The organism is Microbulbifer mixtoriginis (SeqCode) (genome assembly GCF_052467515.1).
Genome location: NZ_CP174314.1, coordinates 1,072,628 through 1,092,905, shown reverse-complemented (window position 1 = coordinate 1,092,905; position 20,278 = coordinate 1,072,628). Strand labels below are relative to the sequence as shown.

Annotated in this window: 16 protein-coding genes; 6 read left to right on the top strand and 10 right to left on the bottom strand. The window is 44.3% G+C overall.

Annotated features, from left to right (window positions below; genetic code table 11):
• Positions 1-816 precede the first annotated feature (816 nt).
• A complete protein-coding gene (locus ACJJIT_RS04625) occupies positions 817-1,248 on the top strand; it encodes a metallophosphoesterase (protein WP_444900121.1) in 432 nt (143 codons plus the stop codon).
• A 101-nt stretch (positions 1,249-1,349) separates the two neighbouring features.
• Positions 1,350-1,637: a hypothetical protein gene (locus ACJJIT_RS04620; RefSeq protein ID WP_444900120.1), complete on the top strand. Its 288-nt coding sequence runs from the start codon at positions 1,350-1,352 to the stop codon at positions 1,635-1,637.
• Positions 1,638-2,302: 665 nt separating this feature from the next.
• Here the strand turns inward: ACJJIT_RS04620 and ACJJIT_RS04615 are convergent.
• From ACJJIT_RS04615 to ACJJIT_RS04580, 8 genes are all read right to left on the bottom strand, one after another.
• On the bottom strand, positions 2,303-2,755 hold the full coding sequence (locus ACJJIT_RS04615; RefSeq protein ID WP_444900119.1) for a hypothetical protein: 453 nt from the start codon (positions 2,753-2,755) through the stop codon (positions 2,303-2,305).
• On the bottom strand, positions 2,756-5,614 hold the full coding sequence (locus tag ACJJIT_RS04610) for an RHS repeat-associated core domain-containing protein (RefSeq protein ID WP_444900118.1): 2,859 nt from the start codon (positions 5,612-5,614) through the stop codon (positions 2,756-2,758).
• A gap of 89 nt (positions 5,615-5,703) precedes the next feature.
• Complete coding sequence (locus tag ACJJIT_RS04605) at positions 5,704-7,620, bottom strand: RHS repeat domain-containing protein (RefSeq protein ID WP_444900117.1); 1,917 nt, start codon at positions 7,618-7,620, stop codon at positions 5,704-5,706.
• The gene (locus ACJJIT_RS04600; RefSeq protein ID WP_444900116.1) at positions 7,617-9,488 is read right to left on the bottom strand and encodes a hypothetical protein; all 1,872 of its coding nucleotides are present in this window, start codon (positions 9,486-9,488) and stop codon (positions 7,617-7,619) included. The genes ACJJIT_RS04605 and ACJJIT_RS04600 overlap by 4 nt, the downstream gene beginning before the upstream one ends.
• 47 nt (positions 9,489-9,535) lie before the next feature.
• Complete coding sequence (locus ACJJIT_RS04595) at positions 9,536-11,416, bottom strand: DUF6531 domain-containing protein (RefSeq protein ID WP_444900115.1); 1,881 nt, start codon at positions 11,414-11,416, stop codon at positions 9,536-9,538.
• 629 nt (positions 11,417-12,045) lie between these two features.
• A complete protein-coding gene (locus ACJJIT_RS04590) occupies positions 12,046-12,225 on the bottom strand; it encodes a hypothetical protein (protein WP_444900114.1) in 180 nt (59 codons plus the stop codon).
• Between the two features lie 18 nt (positions 12,226-12,243).
• A complete protein-coding gene (locus tag ACJJIT_RS04585) occupies positions 12,244-12,408 on the bottom strand; it encodes a DUF2793 domain-containing protein (RefSeq protein WP_444900889.1) in 165 nt (54 codons plus the stop codon).
• Between the two features lie 94 nt (positions 12,409-12,502).
• Positions 12,503-12,673 carry a hypothetical protein gene (locus tag ACJJIT_RS04580; protein ID WP_444900113.1) on the bottom strand — a complete coding sequence of 57 codons (171 nt, stop codon included), beginning with the start codon at positions 12,671-12,673 and terminating at the stop codon, positions 12,503-12,505.
• A gap of 908 nt (positions 12,674-13,581) precedes the next feature.
• Here ACJJIT_RS04580 and ACJJIT_RS04575 point away from each other — a divergent pair.
• From ACJJIT_RS04575 to ACJJIT_RS04560, 4 genes are all read left to right on the top strand, one after another.
• A complete protein-coding gene (locus tag ACJJIT_RS04575; protein WP_444900888.1) occupies positions 13,582-13,809 on the top strand; it encodes a metallophosphoesterase in 228 nt (75 codons plus the stop codon).
• Between the two features lie 3 nt (positions 13,810-13,812).
• On the top strand, positions 13,813-13,974 hold the full coding sequence (locus ACJJIT_RS04570) for a hypothetical protein (RefSeq protein ID WP_444900112.1): 162 nt from the start codon (positions 13,813-13,815) through the stop codon (positions 13,972-13,974).
• 681 nt (positions 13,975-14,655) lie between these two features.
• Positions 14,656-16,152 carry a hypothetical protein gene (locus tag ACJJIT_RS04565; protein WP_444900111.1) on the top strand — a complete coding sequence of 499 codons (1,497 nt, stop codon included), beginning with the start codon at positions 14,656-14,658 and terminating at the stop codon, positions 16,150-16,152.
• Between the two features lie 871 nt (positions 16,153-17,023).
• A complete protein-coding gene (locus tag ACJJIT_RS04560; protein WP_252082877.1) occupies positions 17,024-17,410 on the top strand; it encodes a DUF2750 domain-containing protein in 387 nt (128 codons plus the stop codon).
• Positions 17,411-17,570: 160 nt separating this feature from the next.
• Here the strand turns inward: ACJJIT_RS04560 and ACJJIT_RS04555 are convergent, their stop codons facing one another.
• Entirely contained in the window at positions 17,571-18,101 is a 531-nt protein-coding gene (locus ACJJIT_RS04555; protein WP_444900110.1) for a redoxin domain-containing protein, read from the bottom strand.
• Positions 18,102-18,643: 542 nt separating this feature from the next.
• A complete protein-coding gene (locus ACJJIT_RS04550) occupies positions 18,644-19,861 on the bottom strand; it encodes a hypothetical protein (protein ID WP_252082881.1) in 1,218 nt (405 codons plus the stop codon).
• Positions 19,862-20,278: the final 417 nt, after the last annotated feature.

The window sequence follows — 20,278 nt, the reverse complement described above, 5'->3', positions numbered from 1 at the left end:
GATAATAGCAGAGTAGTAATGAAAACAAGATATATCCCACTTCCTTATATACCAGAGTGAATCAACCTAAAATTTTCATCTCTTATTTCCCTCCCCACCAAATCATGCGCACTTATAAAAATATGCGAGTCTGAAGTCTCACCTTAGGTAAATCAAGTGGAAAAGCAATAATCTAAGACCAATGAATCTGGCACAGACGTACATGATTTTCTATAAAACCAGACAGAACTTATTTTTTTTGCCAGGCTAATCGTAGAATTATTTCTTGTTATATGTTTGGTGGATTAGAATGAGAACCTCGACGTTGTAAGCTTCAAGGTTAGTATAAGAAATGTCACCAGATAAATTATGACCAATCATAAATAGAATAAACCTCAGAGGGCAAAGCTTTATACCTTAGTTGGTCACGGAATCATGCGAAACTACGAAGACAATTCAAGGTGTCAAACCATCGAGCAAAATTATATTTATGAATGGATAGGTGAGTGTTATTTATGCTGGCAATCTAGGAAATGATTTATTGAAAGAGCCTCTATTCACCTTCTTCTCCAATACCAGCTTTAGATATAATTCGCTACAGGAGGTAAAAAAGTCTTATTCTATAGTGTCGATTCTCCCAAAACCTAAGAGGTACTTTACGAACACTTAGCAAAGGCGATGCTGTATTCCTCGACCATATACGACTTGAGATGGAGCCCGGAGTAGAGAAAAGGTAAATGCTAATCTCACCTACGCTAATTTTGTAAATCACCCCCGATGACCAAGACGTAACTTTTAACAATTTAAGAACTTACTTGCAGCGAACTCCTAAAATTCATGAGCATTTATCTAAAAATCGGAAGAAGCCAGTTTGGTCGGGATTTCGTTGTCGGAGATATCCACGGCCACTTACATCAATTAGATAAACAGCTGCAAGAGGTTGCTTTCGATCCATCCTGCGACCGCCTATTTTGCCTTGGAGATCTGATCGATAGAGGCCCTCACAGCGAGTCTTTACTCTCACTGATTGACAAACAAACCTATTTCAGTGTTTTAGGCAACCATGAAGCAATGATGATTGCTGGACATGAGAATCCTGAAACGGCACCCAGGCACAAATCTAACGGTGGTGAATGGTTCTACAAGCTGAGGGCGGAAGAACGTCAATATTTAGTGAACCGTATTAGGCACTGGCCTTGGGCTATAGAGTTAGATACTGGTGATCAGCGTATTGGCCTGATCCACGCGAACGCTCTCAACAATAGCTGACCACTTACGCAGCACGCCCTAGCTACCATTGATAAAGCCTGGTCCACTGGAGTATCGCTCGAAGAGGAGGGGGCGATTGCAAGGGCTTCAGAGGATTTCTTATGGCCCCCCTGGCTAAGCAGCTATACCAGCATCAGCTAGGCATGGGCGACGCGAAGCGTACAATGGCCGAATACAAACGACTTTTTCGAGAGCGCTTGGACACAATACACTCAGCCGACTTAAAAAGCCTTGCTCCTTTCAAGATTAAGGGTATCGATGCCCTCTTCCTTGGTCACAACTTTGTTCCCAAAGGCGTAACAGTGGGGAACTGCCACTTTATGGACTCATACCGTGGAGAGCCGGGCGAGGAAATGACCCTAGTCTGCCTAAATGAGCTCCAACATTGACCGAGAATCTTTCATAGCAACTAGTGACCCAAGGCCAAAAACGGATTGAGTCACCAGATAGTGTGCCTCCATAACATTAGAGTCGCTAGATGTTGTGAATCCGAGAGTCACTTGTTGGTATGATAAAGCTGTAACTTGTTGATTTAACTGGATTTTTAAAGTCGCTGAGAGGCAGGATTCACAATAGAGGTGTGAATTACAGCACTAAGTGACTCAAATCACAGCATCCGGTGACTTTGAGAATATTCCTTATTTGCTGAACTGGGCGTAACGAAATACATAAAGAGAAAATTATAAATACCAGAATTGAGGTTTCGCTCATGTGGAACCTTCCCCAACAGGCTGTAGAAATCGAATTACTACAAAAAGAGTCACTCACAGGAAGTTATTTATTAAAGCGAGCATTATGCCCGCTTTTTATGAACAATAGGAAGTACATTGAAACTTCTATGCAAACTTCTAGGCCGAGCAACTTAGGTGCTGATAGATTTGGCCTGAACTAATCTACTTTAGAATATCGTCTAGATTGGACTACTACTCATCATGCATGCATTGAAACAAAAGGTCTTGCTTATAATCTAGCTTTAAAAGCGTTGGATATCCAAGGCTACCCCTAAAATTGGATTTAAGAGGTAAGCCCAGCATATAACTGGGCATTCATTGGATTAATTATTTTTAAATTGTGACTTTTTCTCTAAGAATAAAAATAGCTCGTTAGTCAAGCTAGATTCATTTCCATAAACCCCTTTGTCGGCATCTTCAAATGCATCCTTAAAATATAAGGAGCCCTCATTTCCAGAGGTCAAAGAAGATAAGTTTGCCAAACAGCTAACAGCTAAACGAACTCCTTCTCTAGAATTTTGAGCCTTACTTTTTAGGTCTGCATACAAGTGAGGCAATACATTCTCAGAATCCTCCCCTCCTGAAAGCTGCGCAAGTAAAGAAGACATCTCGTTTACATTCATCATTTGACCACCTGCAATATCAAAGATCTCGTATTCCTCTATATCATCAAGATCAAGAATTATTTTTTCCGCCCACTTCACAATATCATCTATGGTATATAATCCGACTAGAAGTCCAATTCGTTTTATTTTCGCCTGAGTCTTCAAATCCACTTAACTACCTCCTGATGGGATAACAGTTACAACATTGCCTGTTGAGGAGTTTGTTACTGCATTAACTCTACTACCTGAATGATAAGTTGTGCCGGGCCGATTTCCTGGCGAAGCCTGGCCATTATTAATCGTATTCAAAACAGCTGACGGAGGGATACCTCTTCCTTGCATTCTTTGCATTGCGTGCGAAGAGAAAAAAGTTCCGTTAATAGCAGTGGGCAAGTTTGAAGGCCCTGGCAATACATTCAAAGGACTACCCGATTGTCCAGTTGGAGAATACCCTGAGGCAGGACATTGCCCGTAACGCTGATATTGATTCAAGGCATTTTGGAGAGCTGTCACGTCATCGCGATTATACCTATGATTTAGCGGCCTTACTGTTCGATAGCTAAATCCCGGGTCATAATTTCTTCGAATAGTATTTACTAATGTGTTAACCTGTAAGTTAATAAGCGTTTGATTATTGGATGGGGCATTAACTCGTCGCCGATTTAATCCATTGGAATCAAAAGAATTTACCGGGTCGCCTCCTACATAAACGAAAGTATTCGGCCCATCATCTAAACCAATCGGATCACTCTGCAAATAACGCCCACTACCCGCATCATAATCCCTGAAATAGTTATAGTAATGCGGAGCCTCAGTGCCTTTAATCTGCCCAGGGAATCTCAGATTCACTAAGGTCTGATTGGTATCTCCATCCGCATCAGCATTAGGCTCGGATTTCCCAAACGCATCACTGTCCCAGCGCCATACAATCGCTTGACTCTCATTGGTAGCAATACGAGGGGTATTGAGGTGATCGGTGTGAAGATAGGTCAGTGCTGTACTCTGTACCTGCCCGTCGCTATAAGTGGTTCTTACCTGGGCAATAGGCATGTTATCAACGTAGATGTAATCCACCTGACTTTGGATGGGACTACCATCAGTAGTCATATTGGTTTCACCCAGATATTGGCCACTTAGGTCGTAGTGCAGCAGGTTGTCTTCCGCTTTGTCGGTACGCACTCTTTGGCCGAGGGCGTTGTAGTAGTAGGTACCTTTAAGTGTGCCATCTTCGCTATAGGTTTTGAGGCGGTTGGCATGGTTGTAGGTATAAAGCTTACTGCCATCTTCACTACTGATGGTGTTGCCGACCTCGTCGGTAACCCAGACTTTGCCAGCTTTGCTGGTCAGGCGGTTGGAGTTGGCTTCATAGTTGTAGACGGTACTGTTCTGGGTATTCTCAGTATCCTTCTCATCCTTTTGCGTGCGGTTGCCAACCAGGTCGTAGTAGTAGCGATTCTCCCCTTCGACAAACCCTTCGTCAGTGAGGCGGTTAAGTTTGTCGTAGATAAAACCCCGGTCTTTGGTGTTATCCAGGTTGTCGGCTATACCGGTGATATTGTTGGCGAGGTCGTAGGTATAGAACTCGGAGCGGATAGTGCCGATACCTGAGGCGCTAACGGTTTCCAAGCGGCCATCCAGGTCGTAGCTATAGCGTTGGGTAATGCCATTGCCGTAATCCATGGAGCTAATACCGCCGAAGGGCTGGTATTGGATATTGCTGACCAGTGGGCGTGCACTGGCTTGGCTATTTTCCTTTGAGGTAACTGCTGAAATACGGCCCAGGGCATCGCGGCTGTAGCTAACGATGCGGCCGGAGGGATAGGTAATACTGCTGATACGGCCAAGGCTGTCGTAGCTGTACTGGGTGCTGAAGCTCCAGCTGGCAATGGTGTCGTCCTGCCGGGTAATTCGGCCCAGGTCATCGTAAGTGAGCGCAGTGGAGCCCGCATCGTTACTGTAGCCGGTGAGCTGCCCTATCCCTTTATTACCTCCTTCGGTACTGTCGTAAATGAAAATGGCATTTTCACTGGTATTACCTGGGTAGCTAATGGCAGTGAGGCGGTTGAGGGCGTCGTAGCTGTAATTGGCGGTGATACCACGGGCATCGGTGCGTACCTTGAGGTTGCCGGCTTCGTCGTAATCGTAGGTGGTAATCCCGGTATCCGGGCTGGTCAGCTTGAGCAGGTTGCCGGCAAAGTCGTATTGGTAAGTCGTCTTATTGCCACGCTGATCAGTGACCGAGGTGATACGGTCGGCACTGTCGTAGGTGTACTTGATCTGATTGCTATCGGCATCGGTGACCGTTTCTACCCGACCCAGGGCATCGCGGGCTTCACCGGTGCTATTTTGATTACCGTCTGTGGTGGATATACGCTTGCCGTTTTTATCGTAGGCAATAGAGGTGTTCTGGCCGTTGTTACCATCGACATCGATCAGGCGACTCAGCTCATCGTAACTACGGCTGACGGAACGCACCAGGGTTGTGCCATCCGCAGCAAATACCTTCTCTTCTTTGATATTACCGGCGGCATCCAGGGTGTATTCCACCCGCTCTCCCAGGGAGTTTTCTGTCGCGGTTAAACGCCGCGCGGCATCGTACTCAAAGGTAACGCTGGAGCCATCTGGATAGGCAATATTGGTAACCTGGCCCACAGGATCATAGGTATAGGTAGTGACCAAATCACCGGAGGCGGCTTTAACCGTCGTAGTTTTTAACCAACCACGCGCCGTATAGGTAAAGTGCGTTTGTACACCATTTGCATTCTGCGCTTTTAAAGGACGACCAGCCGTATCGTACTCCAGGATAGATTCCAAGTGACCTAAAGCATTAGTGGTTGTTGCTAGGCGATTATTACCATCGTAGGTATAAGTGGTGACATCGGTAACATCCGTACGCGGACCATCCGCCGTCTCCATCTTGCCCGCGGTGGTGTAGGTATAGGACCAGCTTTGCTCGGTAATCGCTGCATGGGTGCCATGAGCCACCAATAAGCTAAAAGCCCCCGCAAGAATAGACTTGCTTAAATACATATCAATTCCTTCGAACTTACTTGATTTCTAGTTTGCCGCCCTGATTTACTCAGGGCTTCCTCTATTGCTATTAACTGTAATCAATCACTTTATTTTGGAGTTCTAGTTTCAGAGAGAATATTTCCATTGGAATCATATTCATATTCTATGATTTCACTCTCAGTAGTAATCTTCACAGGCCAGGGCTCGGTGGGATGCCATTCGGTATCAGTTTTTCTCTGAGCATTATCATAAAAGGCTTCATACCTTACATTTTCAAGGCCACGACTGTTATATCCATATATAGTTTCATTGCCCTCCCAGTCTGTTGTTTTGTATGGCAACCCATTTGATAAATAGGTAATACTTCGAGTTGCCGAAACACAATTTGTAGAGGGTTGACCTATAATTCCATACAAGCGCTTACTACCTGATGAAGAACTGTACAGATAATCTGTTTGTTTACCTAATGGATTAGTAACGCTAGTTTTACTCTCACTAGGATACTCAAAGGTATAAGTCCCATTATCATTCGCCAGTAAATTTCTGGTAACACGTCCCATATCGTCATATACCCAGGTTACATAACGAATACCACGCTCATCCGTAATACCTGTGAGTGCATATGGATGGCGGCTACTCTCATAATGGTACTGTCTAGAGTAATCAGTAGTTCCATCATCATCAGAATTTAACTCTTGAAATGTCACCAAATTTAGGTTTCCACTTCCATCATAGCTATAATTTACCTTTAGTTTTTGGTCTTTAGGGGCTATAGAAGACAACTGGCCTTTAGCATTGTAGGAAAGCGCAATTTCCTCACCCAGGCTATGAGATATTTTAACAAGATACCCTTGGTCATCGTATACAAGCGAGTGGTAGATATCAGCCGTCTTCTCTACACGAACTAACTTACCCTCTAAATCATAAGTTTGAGATACGCCTCTCTTCGGCCTATAAAGCCATCCGGTATTGATACTATCAGTAAAAATGGGAGTTAGATTTTTACCATTGAGCTGGCTACTAACAAATAAATCACCACCCTTAGAAAACCTAAGGTCCTCGCCATTAGGGTTTCGCAACCTGGCAGTAGCGCCATCTTCAGAAATCCACAAACTATATTGGTAGTTATGACGCCATTGTTTAAACCCTACTTCTGGAGGAACATAAGACTGACTACCATCTGGATCCTCAGACTGATCCCACCCGAAATAAGATTTTCCCGAAACATAACCACTCGGCTGGTAGTATTTCTTCCAACCAGACGATGAGTTGGTTATCTCTGTAAATAGATCCGTAGCATCTACATTAAAGTACTGGTAATTATAGATAGGATTAGCATCTATCGCCCTCTGGCTTCTATAATTCCTTTTGAAAACCAATGGAAAATCACCTAGAGACTGATAATCTGGCAGTTCATGCTGAACTTTTTCCCCAGTTGCCACCACAACCGGATTACCTTCGGTAATTTCACATTGTTGGCGACCCTCAGATTCACATAGCCCAGTTTCCTCATTTAAAACGGGACGAGATGGAGGGCAATATTTGATACACTGGTTTTTTACAGGATCCCAGGAGTAAGGATGCTCACAAGTTTGACACTGATACATATACACGACACCAGATTGAATCTTCTTTATTGTGCCGTCAGTAAGTTCGCAAGTCCTCCAATAAAGCTGCTTCCCATAAACCCCTGCAGATTCCTCCGTACTGCTGAGAGCAATATCATATTGATAAACCCAATCTGACGGGCCTTTCCAACCGGAACAGTCAAACTCTCTCCAATGAAGATTTACCCCGGGAATAAATGCACTTTTCACATCCGTCCGGCAATCCTCATGCGATGCAGGATCATCCACTTTTACACCACAATAATAGGTTCCCGACCTCGAACAATATTTTGGATCAGCATGCGCCGCGGCGACAAGAACAAAAACCCCTAATACCCCAAAGAATAAATTTTTAATAATATTCAAAACAAATCTCAACCTTATATTATAACTAACAATAGAATTCAATACTTTCATTTTTGAGTTCTGGTTTCTGAGAGGATATTTCCATTGAAATCATATTCATATTTTATGATTTCACTCTCAGTAGTAATCTTCACAGGCCAGGGCTCTGTAGGGTGCCATTCGGTATCAGTTGTTCTCCGACCATCCTTAAAAATTGCTTGTATTTTCATCGTTTCTAACCCCCGACTATTGTACACATAAGCAGTTTGGACCCCCTCCCAATCAGTAATCCTATGTGGTAAACCGTTGGAGTAATAGCTAATAGACCGGCTTGCTCCTAAACAATTGGCGGAAGGCTGCCCTTCAACGCTATAGAGCTTGCCAGACAAACCATAAACGTAATCGGTTTTCTTGCCTAATGGGTTAGTAACAATAGTCCTGTACTCACTAGGGTACTCAAAAATATAGGTCGACTTGTTATCGGCCAGAAAATTTTTGATAACACGCCCCATGTCGTCATATACCCAGGTTACATAACGAATACCACGCTCATCCGTAATACCTGTGAGCGCATATGGATGACGGCCACTCTCATAATGATACTGCCTGGAATACTCTACAGTTTTTTCACCATCTACATTAAATTCCTGAAATGTAACCACAGTGAGATTACCACGATCATCATAGCTATAATTTACATTTAGCCTTTGGTCTTTTGGCTTTATTGAAGAAAGTTGGCCTTTAGCATTGTAAGAGAACACAATTTCCCCACCCAGGCTGTGAGATACTTTAATAAGATACCCCTGATCATCGTATTCAAGCGAGTGGTAGATATCGGCTGTTTTCTCTACACGAACTAACTTACCCACTAGATCGTAAATATGAGATACACCTCTCTTTGGCCTATAAAGCCAACCGGTATTGATACTATCGGTATAAATGGGGGTTAGATTTTTACCATTGAGCTGACTACTAACATATGTATCCCCTTCCTTCGAAAACCTAAAGCTCTCACCATTAGGGTTTCGCAACCTGGCAGACGCACCATCTTTAGAAATCCACAAACTATATTGGTAGTTATGACTCCACTGTTTGAACCCTACTTCTGGGGGAACGTAAGATTGGCTACCATCTGGGTTCTCTAACTGATTCCACCCTGAATAAGGTGTATTTGAAACATAACCACTCGGTTGATAGTGCTTCTTCCAACCAGAAGATGAGTTGGCCACCTCTGTAAATATATCCGTAGCATCTACATCAAGGAACTGATAATTATAGATAGGATTAGCATCAACTGCTCTCTGGCTTCTATAATTTCTCATGAATATCAATGGAAAATTACCAAGAGACTGATAATCTGGCAGTTCATGCTGAGCTTTTTCTCCTGTTGCCACCACAACTGGATTACCTTCGGTAATTTCACATTGTTTAGGGCCCTCAGATTCACACAACCCAGTTTCGGAATTTAGAGTGGGACGAGAAGGAGGGCAATATTTCATACACCGCTTTTCTAGAGGATCCCAGGAGTATGGATATTCGCATGGTAGGCAGTCATACAATTTAACTGTTACTATATGGCTTCGTGTCGATGAATCTTTTGTACTAGTCCAAATTTTACGGTACCAAATCGTAGCGGAAATACCATTACTTAAACTAGGATTTTCTGATTCACCGTAATAAACCCAGCCTGTCGGATTGTTCCAATCCGGGCTATTAGTCATATCTGCTGCTTCATCCATCTCCGCCTGACTATAATTTACTCCAACAATAATTGCTTCTAGAGGATCTGAACTGCAACTATTTGAGGTTTCCGGATCCGAAACTCTAGTAGCGCAGTAGTAGGTCCCCGGAGTCGAACAATATTTTGGATCAGCATGCGTCGTGGCGACAAGAACAAAAAGCCCTAATAGCCCAAAGAATAAATTTTTAATAATATTCAAAACAAGTCTCAACCTTATATTATAACTAACAATAGAACTCAATAATTTCATTTTTGAGTTCTAGTTTCAGAGAGGATATTTCCATTGGAATCATATTCATATTCTATGATTTCACTCTCAGTAGTAATCTTCACAGGCCAGGGCTCGGTAGGATGCCATTCGGTATAGATATTTCTTTGAGCCTTATCAAAAGGTGCTTCAATTTTCTTTCTTTCCAACCCTCGAGTATTGTACTCATAAAAATTTTGAACACCTTCCCAATCAGTAACCTTATGTGGCAAAACGTTGGAGTAATAACTTATAGTCCGGGTAGCCCCTAAACAGCTGGCAGATGGCTGGCCTTCAACCTTATAGAGTCTTTTGGTATCTGAAGTCAGACTATAGAAATAGTCAGTTTTTTTTCCTAATGGATTAGTAACGCTAGTTTTACCCTCACTAGGATACCCAAAGGTATAAGTCCCATTATCATTCGCCAGTGAATTTCTAGTAACACGTCCCATATCGTCATATACCCAGGTTACATAACGAATACCACGTTCATCCGTAATACCTGTGAGTGCATATGGATGGCGGTTACTCTCATAATGGTACTGTCTAGAGTACTCAGCAGTTCCTTCACCATCAGAATTTAACTCTTGAAATGTCACCAAATTTAGGTTTCCACTTCCATCATAGCTATAACTCACCTTAAGTTTTTGGTCTTTTGGGGCTATAGAAGACAACTGGCCTTTAGCATTGTAGGAGAGCACAATTTCCCCACCCAGGCTGTGAGATACTTTAACAAGATACCCTTGATCATCGTATTCAAGCGAGTGGTAGATATCAGCTGTTTTCTCTACACGAACTAACTTACCTTCTAAATCATAGGTATGAGATACACCTCTCTTTGGCCTATAAAGCCAACCGGTATTGATACTATCGATAAAAATGGGAGTCAGATTCTTTCCATTGAGCTGACTACTAACAAATAAATCACCATCCTTAGAAAATCTAAAATCCTCACCATTAGGGTTACGCAACTTGGCAGACACACCATCTTCAGAAATCCACAAACTATATTGGTAGTTATGACGCCACTGTTTGAACCCTACTTCTGGGGGAATATAAGATTGGCTACCATCTGGATTCTCAGACTGATTCCACCCGGAATAAGATTTCCCCGAAACATAACCACTCGGTTGGTAGTATTTCTTCCAACCAGACGATGAGTTGGTGATATCTGTAAATAGATCCGTAGCGTCTACATTAAGGAACTGATAATTATAGATAGGATTAGCATCAATCGCTCTCTGGCTTCTGTAATTCCTCTTGAATACCAATGGAAAATCACCTATAGACTGATAATCTGGAAGCTCATACTGAACTTTTTCTCCTGTTGCCACCACCACCGGATTACCTTCGGTAATTTCACATTGTTGGGGCCCCTCAGATTCACATAGTCCAGTTTCAGTATTTAGAATGGGGCGAGATGGGGGGCAATATTTCATACACCGCCTTTCTAGAGGGTCCCAAGAGTATGGGTATTCGCATGGCAGGCAGTCATATAATCTAACTGCTACAATATGGTTTCGTGTCGATGAATCTTTTATATAAGTCCAACTTTTTTTGTAGTAAATCCAAGCGGAAACACCACCACTTAAATTAGGATTTTCTGTTTTTCCGTAATAATCCCAGCCTGTCGGACCGCTCCAATCCGGGCTATTAGTCATACCTGCAGCTTGATCCATATCCAACTGACTGTAATTTACTCCAACAATAATTGCTCCTAGAGGATCTGAACTACAAATATCAGAGGATACCGGATCAAAAACTATTGAAGCACAGTAGTAAGCCCCTGGATTTGAACAATATTTTGGGCCAGCATGCGCTAAATCAACAAGCATCAAAACCCCAAGGCACCGAAAAAATAGATTAAATATTTTTTTCAAAACTATCTCTTATCATTCCTAGATACATTCACGAAGAAATCAAAATTTTCAAGAGAACTTCAATTGGAGGCCCCTACGAAATAAGCGTTTTACTAAGTGTGCGGCCCTCAGAGTCGTATCTGTACCCAGTGTACGATTGGATGCCGTGACCTTTTTAGGTTGCTTCAGGGCTCGTGAGCCAAACATTCCCAAATAATTAAAAATTATTGGACTATATTTTGAGGACCCGCACAAATCGATTGCGCGTCATCACATCGAGAAGTTTGCTCTGGATTTTGTGACGTGATTAACAAAAAACATAAGCTTGATGGGGTTAAAGACGGAAGGGGTAGCAATCACTGTTGATGGCGGCAGGCGTAAATCCGATATAGCGACGGTTGCGGCTTAGAGCCCATAAGCTCCAGCCTTCAGGCCGGAGAGCCATCACATGCTCAAATGTGTTTCCCAGAACAAAGCCTTGCTCCCAAATGTGGAGGACTTTGTCTCGCCGTGGAAATATTCCACGCAAATGAAGGGCGTTACTTTCACGATACGGCCTCTTGAGCCGGTTTTTACATCTAATACGATGGTGCTTTGCGGTGACTTCATAGTCTATATCCATAGCTCAACTGCATTTTAAACTTGCATCTTTAAATAGTCTGGCTTTCCCAATAGAGCCCATTCAAAGCACCTAACATCTGCTTAACCACCCCCGCTAAATCCGTCGATGTATCCCCAGTAATCTGTGTCAAAATCGCCGGGCGGTTGGCAATTTGCCAGCCGCTGCTGCCATTTACATACAGCAAGCCGTCCGCTTTATTCAGGGCCACTTTTGCCGGGAAAAATTGCTAGTAGCCGGGGTCTGCCACATAGCGGGCAAGCTGGCCGTCTTTGCCGGACCAGGCGCCAGAGCCGGTACCGACAAGATAGCGATCGCCATTGATGGCGGAGCCCGGTGGATCGTTCTGTATATTGAGCACTTCCAGCTGTAGCAGTGCGTCTACTGTATCCAGGGCCAGATTAAGACTGGCGGCGGGGTCTATTAGGCCCTGGGCGGCGTAGGGTATGGTGTTGTTAGGTGTAGTTCTTATCTGTCAATACCGTTTCTTATACAGTGATCTGTGCAGCCGGGCCGGCCTCGGTGATGCTGTTTAGTTGGCTAACTTGAATAGTGGCGGAACCCAGGTCTTTTTCCGTATATCTTCGCAAAAACGGGACACCACATAGCTGAGCAGAATCCACAATGAAATATCTGAGGGTCAGAAGGGCGATTTTCACTCAAATCCTGTCGATATGAACCTGAAAGTGATTGCATAACCACACTATATAGTCACAGGCATTATTTGGGTTTTTAAAGTATTGGGGATTTGGGCTCTAAGTGGCCCAATAATATGAATCATTTACTCCCCCTCACTGGGATAAGCCAACAAACAGAAAAAATGGAATTGACACCCTTATTATATACTTCACATCACCACATTTAATTTTTAGTTACTTATCCATGCGCATCAATAAAAGCTGCGAGTCTGAAGTCTCACCTCAGCTAAGGCAAGCGGAAAAGCGATAAATTAAGACTAATATTTCTGGCACAAACGTATATGATTCTCTACAAGATCAGGCAGAACTTATCTTTTTTTCAGGTGATTTATTGAAATAGCCTCTGTTTACATACTGCTCCAATACCAGTTTTAGATATAATTCGGCACTGGAGGTAATGAAGTTTTATTCATGCTGACGACTCTCCCAACATCTAAGGGATGTTTCATGAAAACTTGGTAAAGGTAATTCCATACACACTTAAGGATATCTTCGATTCGGTATGCTTCGCTTAGAGGCACAGTAAGCTGCCCTCACTTCATCATCTCCATAACTGGAAATCAGTAAAATCCGGCAGATGCCTACGTAGAAAACTCAAAACCATACCGCTACAAGGTGAGGAGATGGATGAAGACCTGACGGTATCCAACCTGGTTTACGATGGGGTTTTACCGACACTTAATCTCAAGCACCAAGACCAAGACCAAGACCAAGACCAAGCCCAAGCCTTGCAATTATGTGGACTATAAGCTGAAGGAGATCTGAATAAACCAATTTGGTCGGGATTTAGGTGTTGGAGATGTTCACGGCCACTTTCATCAATTAAATAAACAACTGCAAGAGGTACTTTCGATCTATTCTACAACCTTCTGTTTTACCTTGGAGATCTGATCGATAGAGGCCTTCACAACGAGTCTTTACTCACGCTTATTGATCACAAACCCGACCTCAGTGTTTTAGGCAACCATGAAGCCATGATGATTTCCGGACATGAGAATCCTAAAACTGCACCCAGACACAAATCTAACGGTGGTGAATGGTTCTACAAGCTAAGGGCGGAAGGACGTCAGTATTTAGTGAACCAAATTAGGCGCTAGCCTTTGGCTATAGAGTTAGATGCTGGTGGTCAGCGTATTGGCCTGATTCACGCGGGCGTCATCAATAACAGCTGCCCACTCATACTATGCACCCTAGTCGCCAATGATAAAGCCTGGTCCGCTGAAGTATCGATCGAAGAGGAGGAGGCGATTGCGAGAGCTTAGGGGTATTTTTTATGGGCCGCTCCCCGGTTAAGCAGCTACACCAGTACCTGCTCGGCATGGTTGGTGCAAGCGTAGAATAAAAGAATACAAACGCTTTTTTCTAGAGCGCTTGAACATAATCCCCTCAGCCAACCTAGCCTATCTCCTGAAAACCCCATACCTCATAGTTCGGACTGATGAGGCAGCTATTAAATGATTGTATTTATTAATTTACCAAATATGTAATTTATCGATCGACTCAACAGCCTCAGGCAGAAGTTCAATGTCGCTGAGTACGAAATCGGCTAAATTCGCTTTCGTTTTAGTGGTCAAGCCTCAAGAAGCGCTCTTCATAAAGCTAGTTGAACTGAGGGAGTAGCAATGACTTGTACGACTCTATCTTGCTGGAACCCAGCGTACTCGTAGAGGAGGGCTAGCTTTCGACAAAATCTCATAGTTTCTTGCAAATAAAAAAGCGACGAAAAGGTGCGCTCAAGCCTGCCATGTCATCGCATGAAAAATGTCGCGTAAAGCAAGCATAAATCTAAATTTCTATGCTATAGGTTCTCACGCTGTAAGTGAGCCCAATTCACTTGATGTCCCCCCAGATAACAAAATGACACTAATAAAACTCACATGCAAACGCTCTGCCCAGGGGCCCTAGGCTACTGGCCGAGGCGCAGCATCACTTGGAGACTCCCCATGAAGAACGATGAAGTGACACCTGAACGCACGGAAGAGGTTGAGCCGACTACCTTGCCTGGCGACACGACTGCACTCACGCCGGTACCCATGACTGTTGTCGAGGTCACTAATTGGCGTTACCAGCGCTTAAGCTGCTTCTGGGGTGGGCCAAAGGGGCTCGATTACGGTTTATTGCGCGGGCATCAGGATATTCAAGTCGCGAATGCCTACCCGGATCAAAATTCCACTTATTTCGTCGGTCAGTTCAAATTGCCAAAAGGCGCTTACCTGAAGCTGCGGGGACATTACGGTCACCTGCGTTATTTCTCACTCACCATCGCAAACAATTTGCCGGGCGGAGTACAGGGGAACGGTAGTTACCTGCGTGACGACCAAATCGTGCCCGATGAGGGCTCAATCAACCCTTTTATGTCGCCCAATAGACGCGATGTACCGACAGAACGCCGACGCTACACCGTATATATCCGCTCGGGGCAGGCTCCTCGCAAGCCGCGCCCCAATACACTTTATACCGGTACCAACTCTGAGCGAGCCGGCATCCACCTCGCGTTTCGTAACTATATGCCCGACAAAGGCTATGATGGCACAGGCAACGTGCGCATGCCGCCTCTTGAGGAGGGTGGATTGCCAGTTGAGCTGGGCCTACCAACAGTCACGCTGCACCTTCCGGAGACCCCGATCCAGAGTGAAGAAGGCTTGTACAACAGCGACGATGTGGTGCTAACAGGCGAGAGAATGTGCCGTGCATTATTGGCTTCTAAGGAGGGGCAGAAGCAGGAATTCCCGACTAAAGAATGGCTTCAATTGATCGAGGACTCCTGGGACCGGGTCAATGCGCCTGCTATGCCCGCCCCCATGTTCCAGCGATTCTGGAATATGGATTACAGTGTCAAAGGCGCCTTCATCCCCGATCCGATCAAGCGGGTTATCCGTTGCCCTGCAAGCAATGAAGGTGCATGGCTGAACAACCCCGACACTGTATACATGGTTGGCCTGTTCTCGCTAGCTTTTGGCGAGGTCGTGGTGATCGAAGGTAAGATGCCGACTTTTCCTAAAACCAAGCATGGTCAGGTGAGCTGGCCCGAAGAGCAAACCCAGGTACGCTACTGGTCTCTTACCACTGGGGGCACAGCGCCGTCGGGTCTGGGCTGGTCGACAATCTTCGATGAAGAGATACCACTGGTTGAGGATCGTAAGTTCACTATCGTCATGAGCCGGGCGATCGATCGGCCCAAAAATGCAGACCGTGAGCACGGCGTCAAATGGATAGAGTTCGGAGCCGGCGAGGGGCACTATATCGGCGCTCGCAGCTGGGTCAACTGCGTCTACATACGCTACCAGGCGTCACTGAGCAACTACGACTGGCCGAACTCCCCCCTCAATATTCCGGTACCTACTGAGGAAAATCCCGCGCCTATGGACAGCCTGGTCATGGGGCCCTACTACCCTACTGCGAAGTATATGTCGAAGAAAGAGTTTGAGCGGCTTGCTTAAAGGAACTGCAATTCCTCGATAGTAATTCAACTTTGCCAAACTCCAGCAAGCGAAACTGGCCCGCCATGTCTTTAATGAAATCAGGAGTAGCCACATAACATGGCCAAACAATCGCCGGTAGGCGCGATCTTTTCGGTAACCGCTTTCGCGGTTACCCGGCCATCACAAGAACTTTGCCGAGGAAATACTCGGCACTGGTCTCGATGTTCTGATGGCTGCCCCGAATTTCAGAGTCACAGGCAAAAGCCCTTTTCGATACCTTTCTTGATCACAGCTTTGTGACAAGAGCAGTAACAGTGGAAACTGAAGCTTTATCGACTCATGACTTAAATTGCACAATGATAAACTGCCCCTAGCTTGTATAAACAAGCTCCAATGTTGACAGAGCTTCTCTAATAGCAACTAGAGGCTCTAGGTCAAAAACAGGCTAAGCCACCAGATAAAGTACCTATCTAATATAAACGTCGTTTGATAGAGCAAATCTGAGCGTTATCTGCTGTAAAAGCCAATCTGTAACTAATTGATTTTATTGAGGTTTTATACTGTATTATATGGTAGAGTTCGCAACAGGTTTCTGACCAATGAATTACAAAAGAAGAAAAGTTGTCGCTCATAGAGAGAGGTATTGGAAACAAGCCTTCCGCCAGAATTTTATTTAGAGTACTTCGATTTACTCTCCAAACCATTCATAGACCTATATTCTATAGAATCCCTCCCGCTCTTCTCCACTACCGGGCAACACATCAAACCATCTGGACAGTATCTTGTATTCGCGCATAATGCCTCGCATTGACTGTGTTACAGTTACACACTTATTCGAGCAGGCCTGTAAATATCAGCCTGCTACCAATCAGCCATTGCGAATTTATATATGAGTACTCCCAATCTAAATGAAGTAATTAACCAGAGCTGTGAAGACCGATACGAATATTTCTTGAGTGCAATCGGTGAAGAGCGGGAAATTTGGATATTAGTCGATAACCAAAACTGCTTCCTCAAAATACATACCGATGAGGACGGAGGTTTTGAATATTTACCCGTATGGCCTACGTCAGAATTTGCTAGCGCTTATGCTAAAGATGAAACCGAACTCACGCCTAAAAGTATTCCCCTGCCACAGTTTCTGAAGAAATGGCTCCCCGGCTTGAGAAAAGATAATATTGAAGTCGGCGTATTTCCTGCACCAGATAAAAGCGTTTGGATTACCGGCACTGAGGAGCTGGAACACGACCTACGTGAAGAGTTGAATAATTTCTAATGTCACTGGCCTCAAACTGGGTTCTATGGCAAACCTCTGACACTCTAAAAAGAATTGATAAATAGCTACAAAGTTAACCGTTAACTCGCAATAAAAATCTCACATCCCAATGGGGTTTTTATTGCGTTATTCTAAGAAACTCGGCCCCAGCTTAGGGACTTTAGTAGGTTCCCCGAATTGGATAGTTATTCTCCGGATTTCGAATAAACTCGATCCCCATCAACAAGGTCTGCAAGTCTGGTCTGGCGAAGGGTGCATTAGAAATATCAACGATTTGCAGCTTACCAGCCTCATTAATCACAAAAATCCCGGGTTCGGCAAAAGGCTTATCAGTTTCCTCTGGAGACCTGGGATTGGAGATATAGACTCCAAGTTGCTGCATCTGAGGGATGGATAAATTGTAACCTATCGGAAAACCTGGTTTGACCTCCTTCATTTGTTCAGACGCTTTCTCGGCGCTATCCGCTGACACAGCTGTCACATAAACGCCCTCTTCATGATATCTCGGCAGCAGCACATTCAATTCCCGTAAATACTTGGTACAGAGCGGACAGTGCTTACCTCGATAAACCACTACCATTTGCCAGGGGAAGCTCCCTTCCGTTTTACCCAGCTGAATTTTCCCACCACCCAGCTTGGCCACTTCAATAGCAGGGATTTCAACACCCGCTGCCAACTTAAGATTGCCCATAAAGCCGCTCCATAAGACTACTGCCAAAGACACTCTATCAAGACTAGTCCTTTAGAACACGACTGACTTGAGAAGCCAAATGTAAGGAGGACTACATCGCCCACTCTCCAATGATAGAAGCTATAGTTATGACCAATCGGACAAAAAATAAAATATTAAATACAGGTGAATATATGAAGTAACTCTTATCAGTTTTATTCTATTTGATACTCTTTAAAGGATATATTTGCACTGAGCGAGACTATCTGGAGAGATTACTGACTGGCACTGCCAGATATATATTTCCCAGGAATGAGTTCTTCGAACTATTCCGGTAAGCCCCATACAATAAAAAATATAGATAGTTAACGTTTTGGAATACGCACCATTTCCAAGGAAAAGATGACCGAATGGCACTGGTAAGTAACAACGGTTGATACCACCCACCTTGAACTTTCCCTAAAAAAAGCCCGCTATAAATAAGCGGGCTTTATCCTGTGAGGAAGCAGGAAGCGATTAAGCCCCCTAATGTGCCAAAAAAGGCACAAAAGTAAATCTAAAAATTACTGAGTACAGGCAGCAATACGACCAGCGCTGTTCTTACCAATACCGCAGTTCAGACCATTAGGAATGCCGGTATAATCTGGGGACATAATGCCACCATTACGCTGTGCATCGTGGTCAGTATAGAGGCTTGCCAGGTTATATGAACGCGCTGTGCCCTTGTGATCGTTGTCACAGGAGAAGATAGCGCTGCCATAGGCAATGCCCAGGAAGGTTTTGTATTCCTTCAGGTCTGAATAGAGATTACGCTTGGCAGAACCGGAGCAGTTCATCTGGGATGCGAGATTAATATAACCATCGTCCTCACCAGCAAGCAATATAGAACTTGCGGTTGCAACACCAGGGAAGCCAGCATAACCACCAATGGTATATACGGGCGATGCCAAGTTAGTGCCCACATAGTTGCGCACGGAGTACACATCATTAGTTTGCAGATAACGTACCGCTGAGCATTCACGACCGATAAATAGGTCGTTAACCACGCTTTCGATCCAGCTACCATTACACAGGCGATCGACGAACTCGGTGCCTGTAATAGCCCCTCCAGTGGTAAAGATCGCAGCAATACCATTCATAGCTTTGTCGAAGTCGACCTCTACAGCATAGCGATCATCTAAACCGGCAACATTTCTGGTTTTGGTTTCCGTTTTACATCTCTTCCAAAACCAGCGACCAGTACAAACCTTATTGCTCTCAGTAATAGTATTACTATCAAACTGATTATAAGCACGATTGTAATAAGGAGACCCAGGCACTGCGTTACCAGATAAGTACATCATTTGTGCAGCGCCCTGGCTATGGGCAATCACCCAAAAAGTATCATCGGCTTTACATTGATTCTCATGTTGATAGCCATCTCCCTTACCGCTGCGAATATCGATAATCTGCCTGGCAATTTCGCCAGCTGTGCCATCATGCCAGTAAGGCATTTCACCTTCATCGGTGGAGTTATAACCTACAACTCCATAGTTGCCACCATTGATTCGCAGCTGCTCAATAAAATTACTGCCGTTATATTTATCAAAGAAAGCTTCACTCCAATAATCTAGGGCTGGTTGCTCTAACTTACCCTGGGAGTTGGTGCGCTGTTTTATATGCCCTTCGGTACCATGTCCGTGAACCAGGATATAGCAGTTATCTGCCGCAGCAGATACGGAAGCAAATAGGCCAGCCAGTGCGAGTGAGAGACTCGCACCTAGTCGTTTACAAAGAGTCATTGTTGTTTCCTTATATTTATTTCCCGGCTCTAGATCACACTTCCCAAAAAATTATTTTTATTGGCCGGAGTCATTTTTGGACAGGGAAAGTTATCCGGGGATGCTCAACGGATATAGGACTTAGGGCGCCAAACGAGAACCGGGGGCGACAGGCTTGCGGACTAGCCAGTCACATACATTTGACTACCAGCTGCTAATCGAATTAACTCAAATCAAAATTGCCTTGATCGGTACTGATCCATAAACCCAATGCAAGGAATATTGAAGTTACTATTCCCCTCTATTCCCCCCCCCTCTCTCAAGAAAGAAAGTCTGCCCAAGCCTATTGAGGCTCACCCTCCACCAGGCCCATTTAGTAAAGATTACGAGGTATCATCAAGTCATTTACATCCTTAGACTTCTCAAAAAAACGCTATA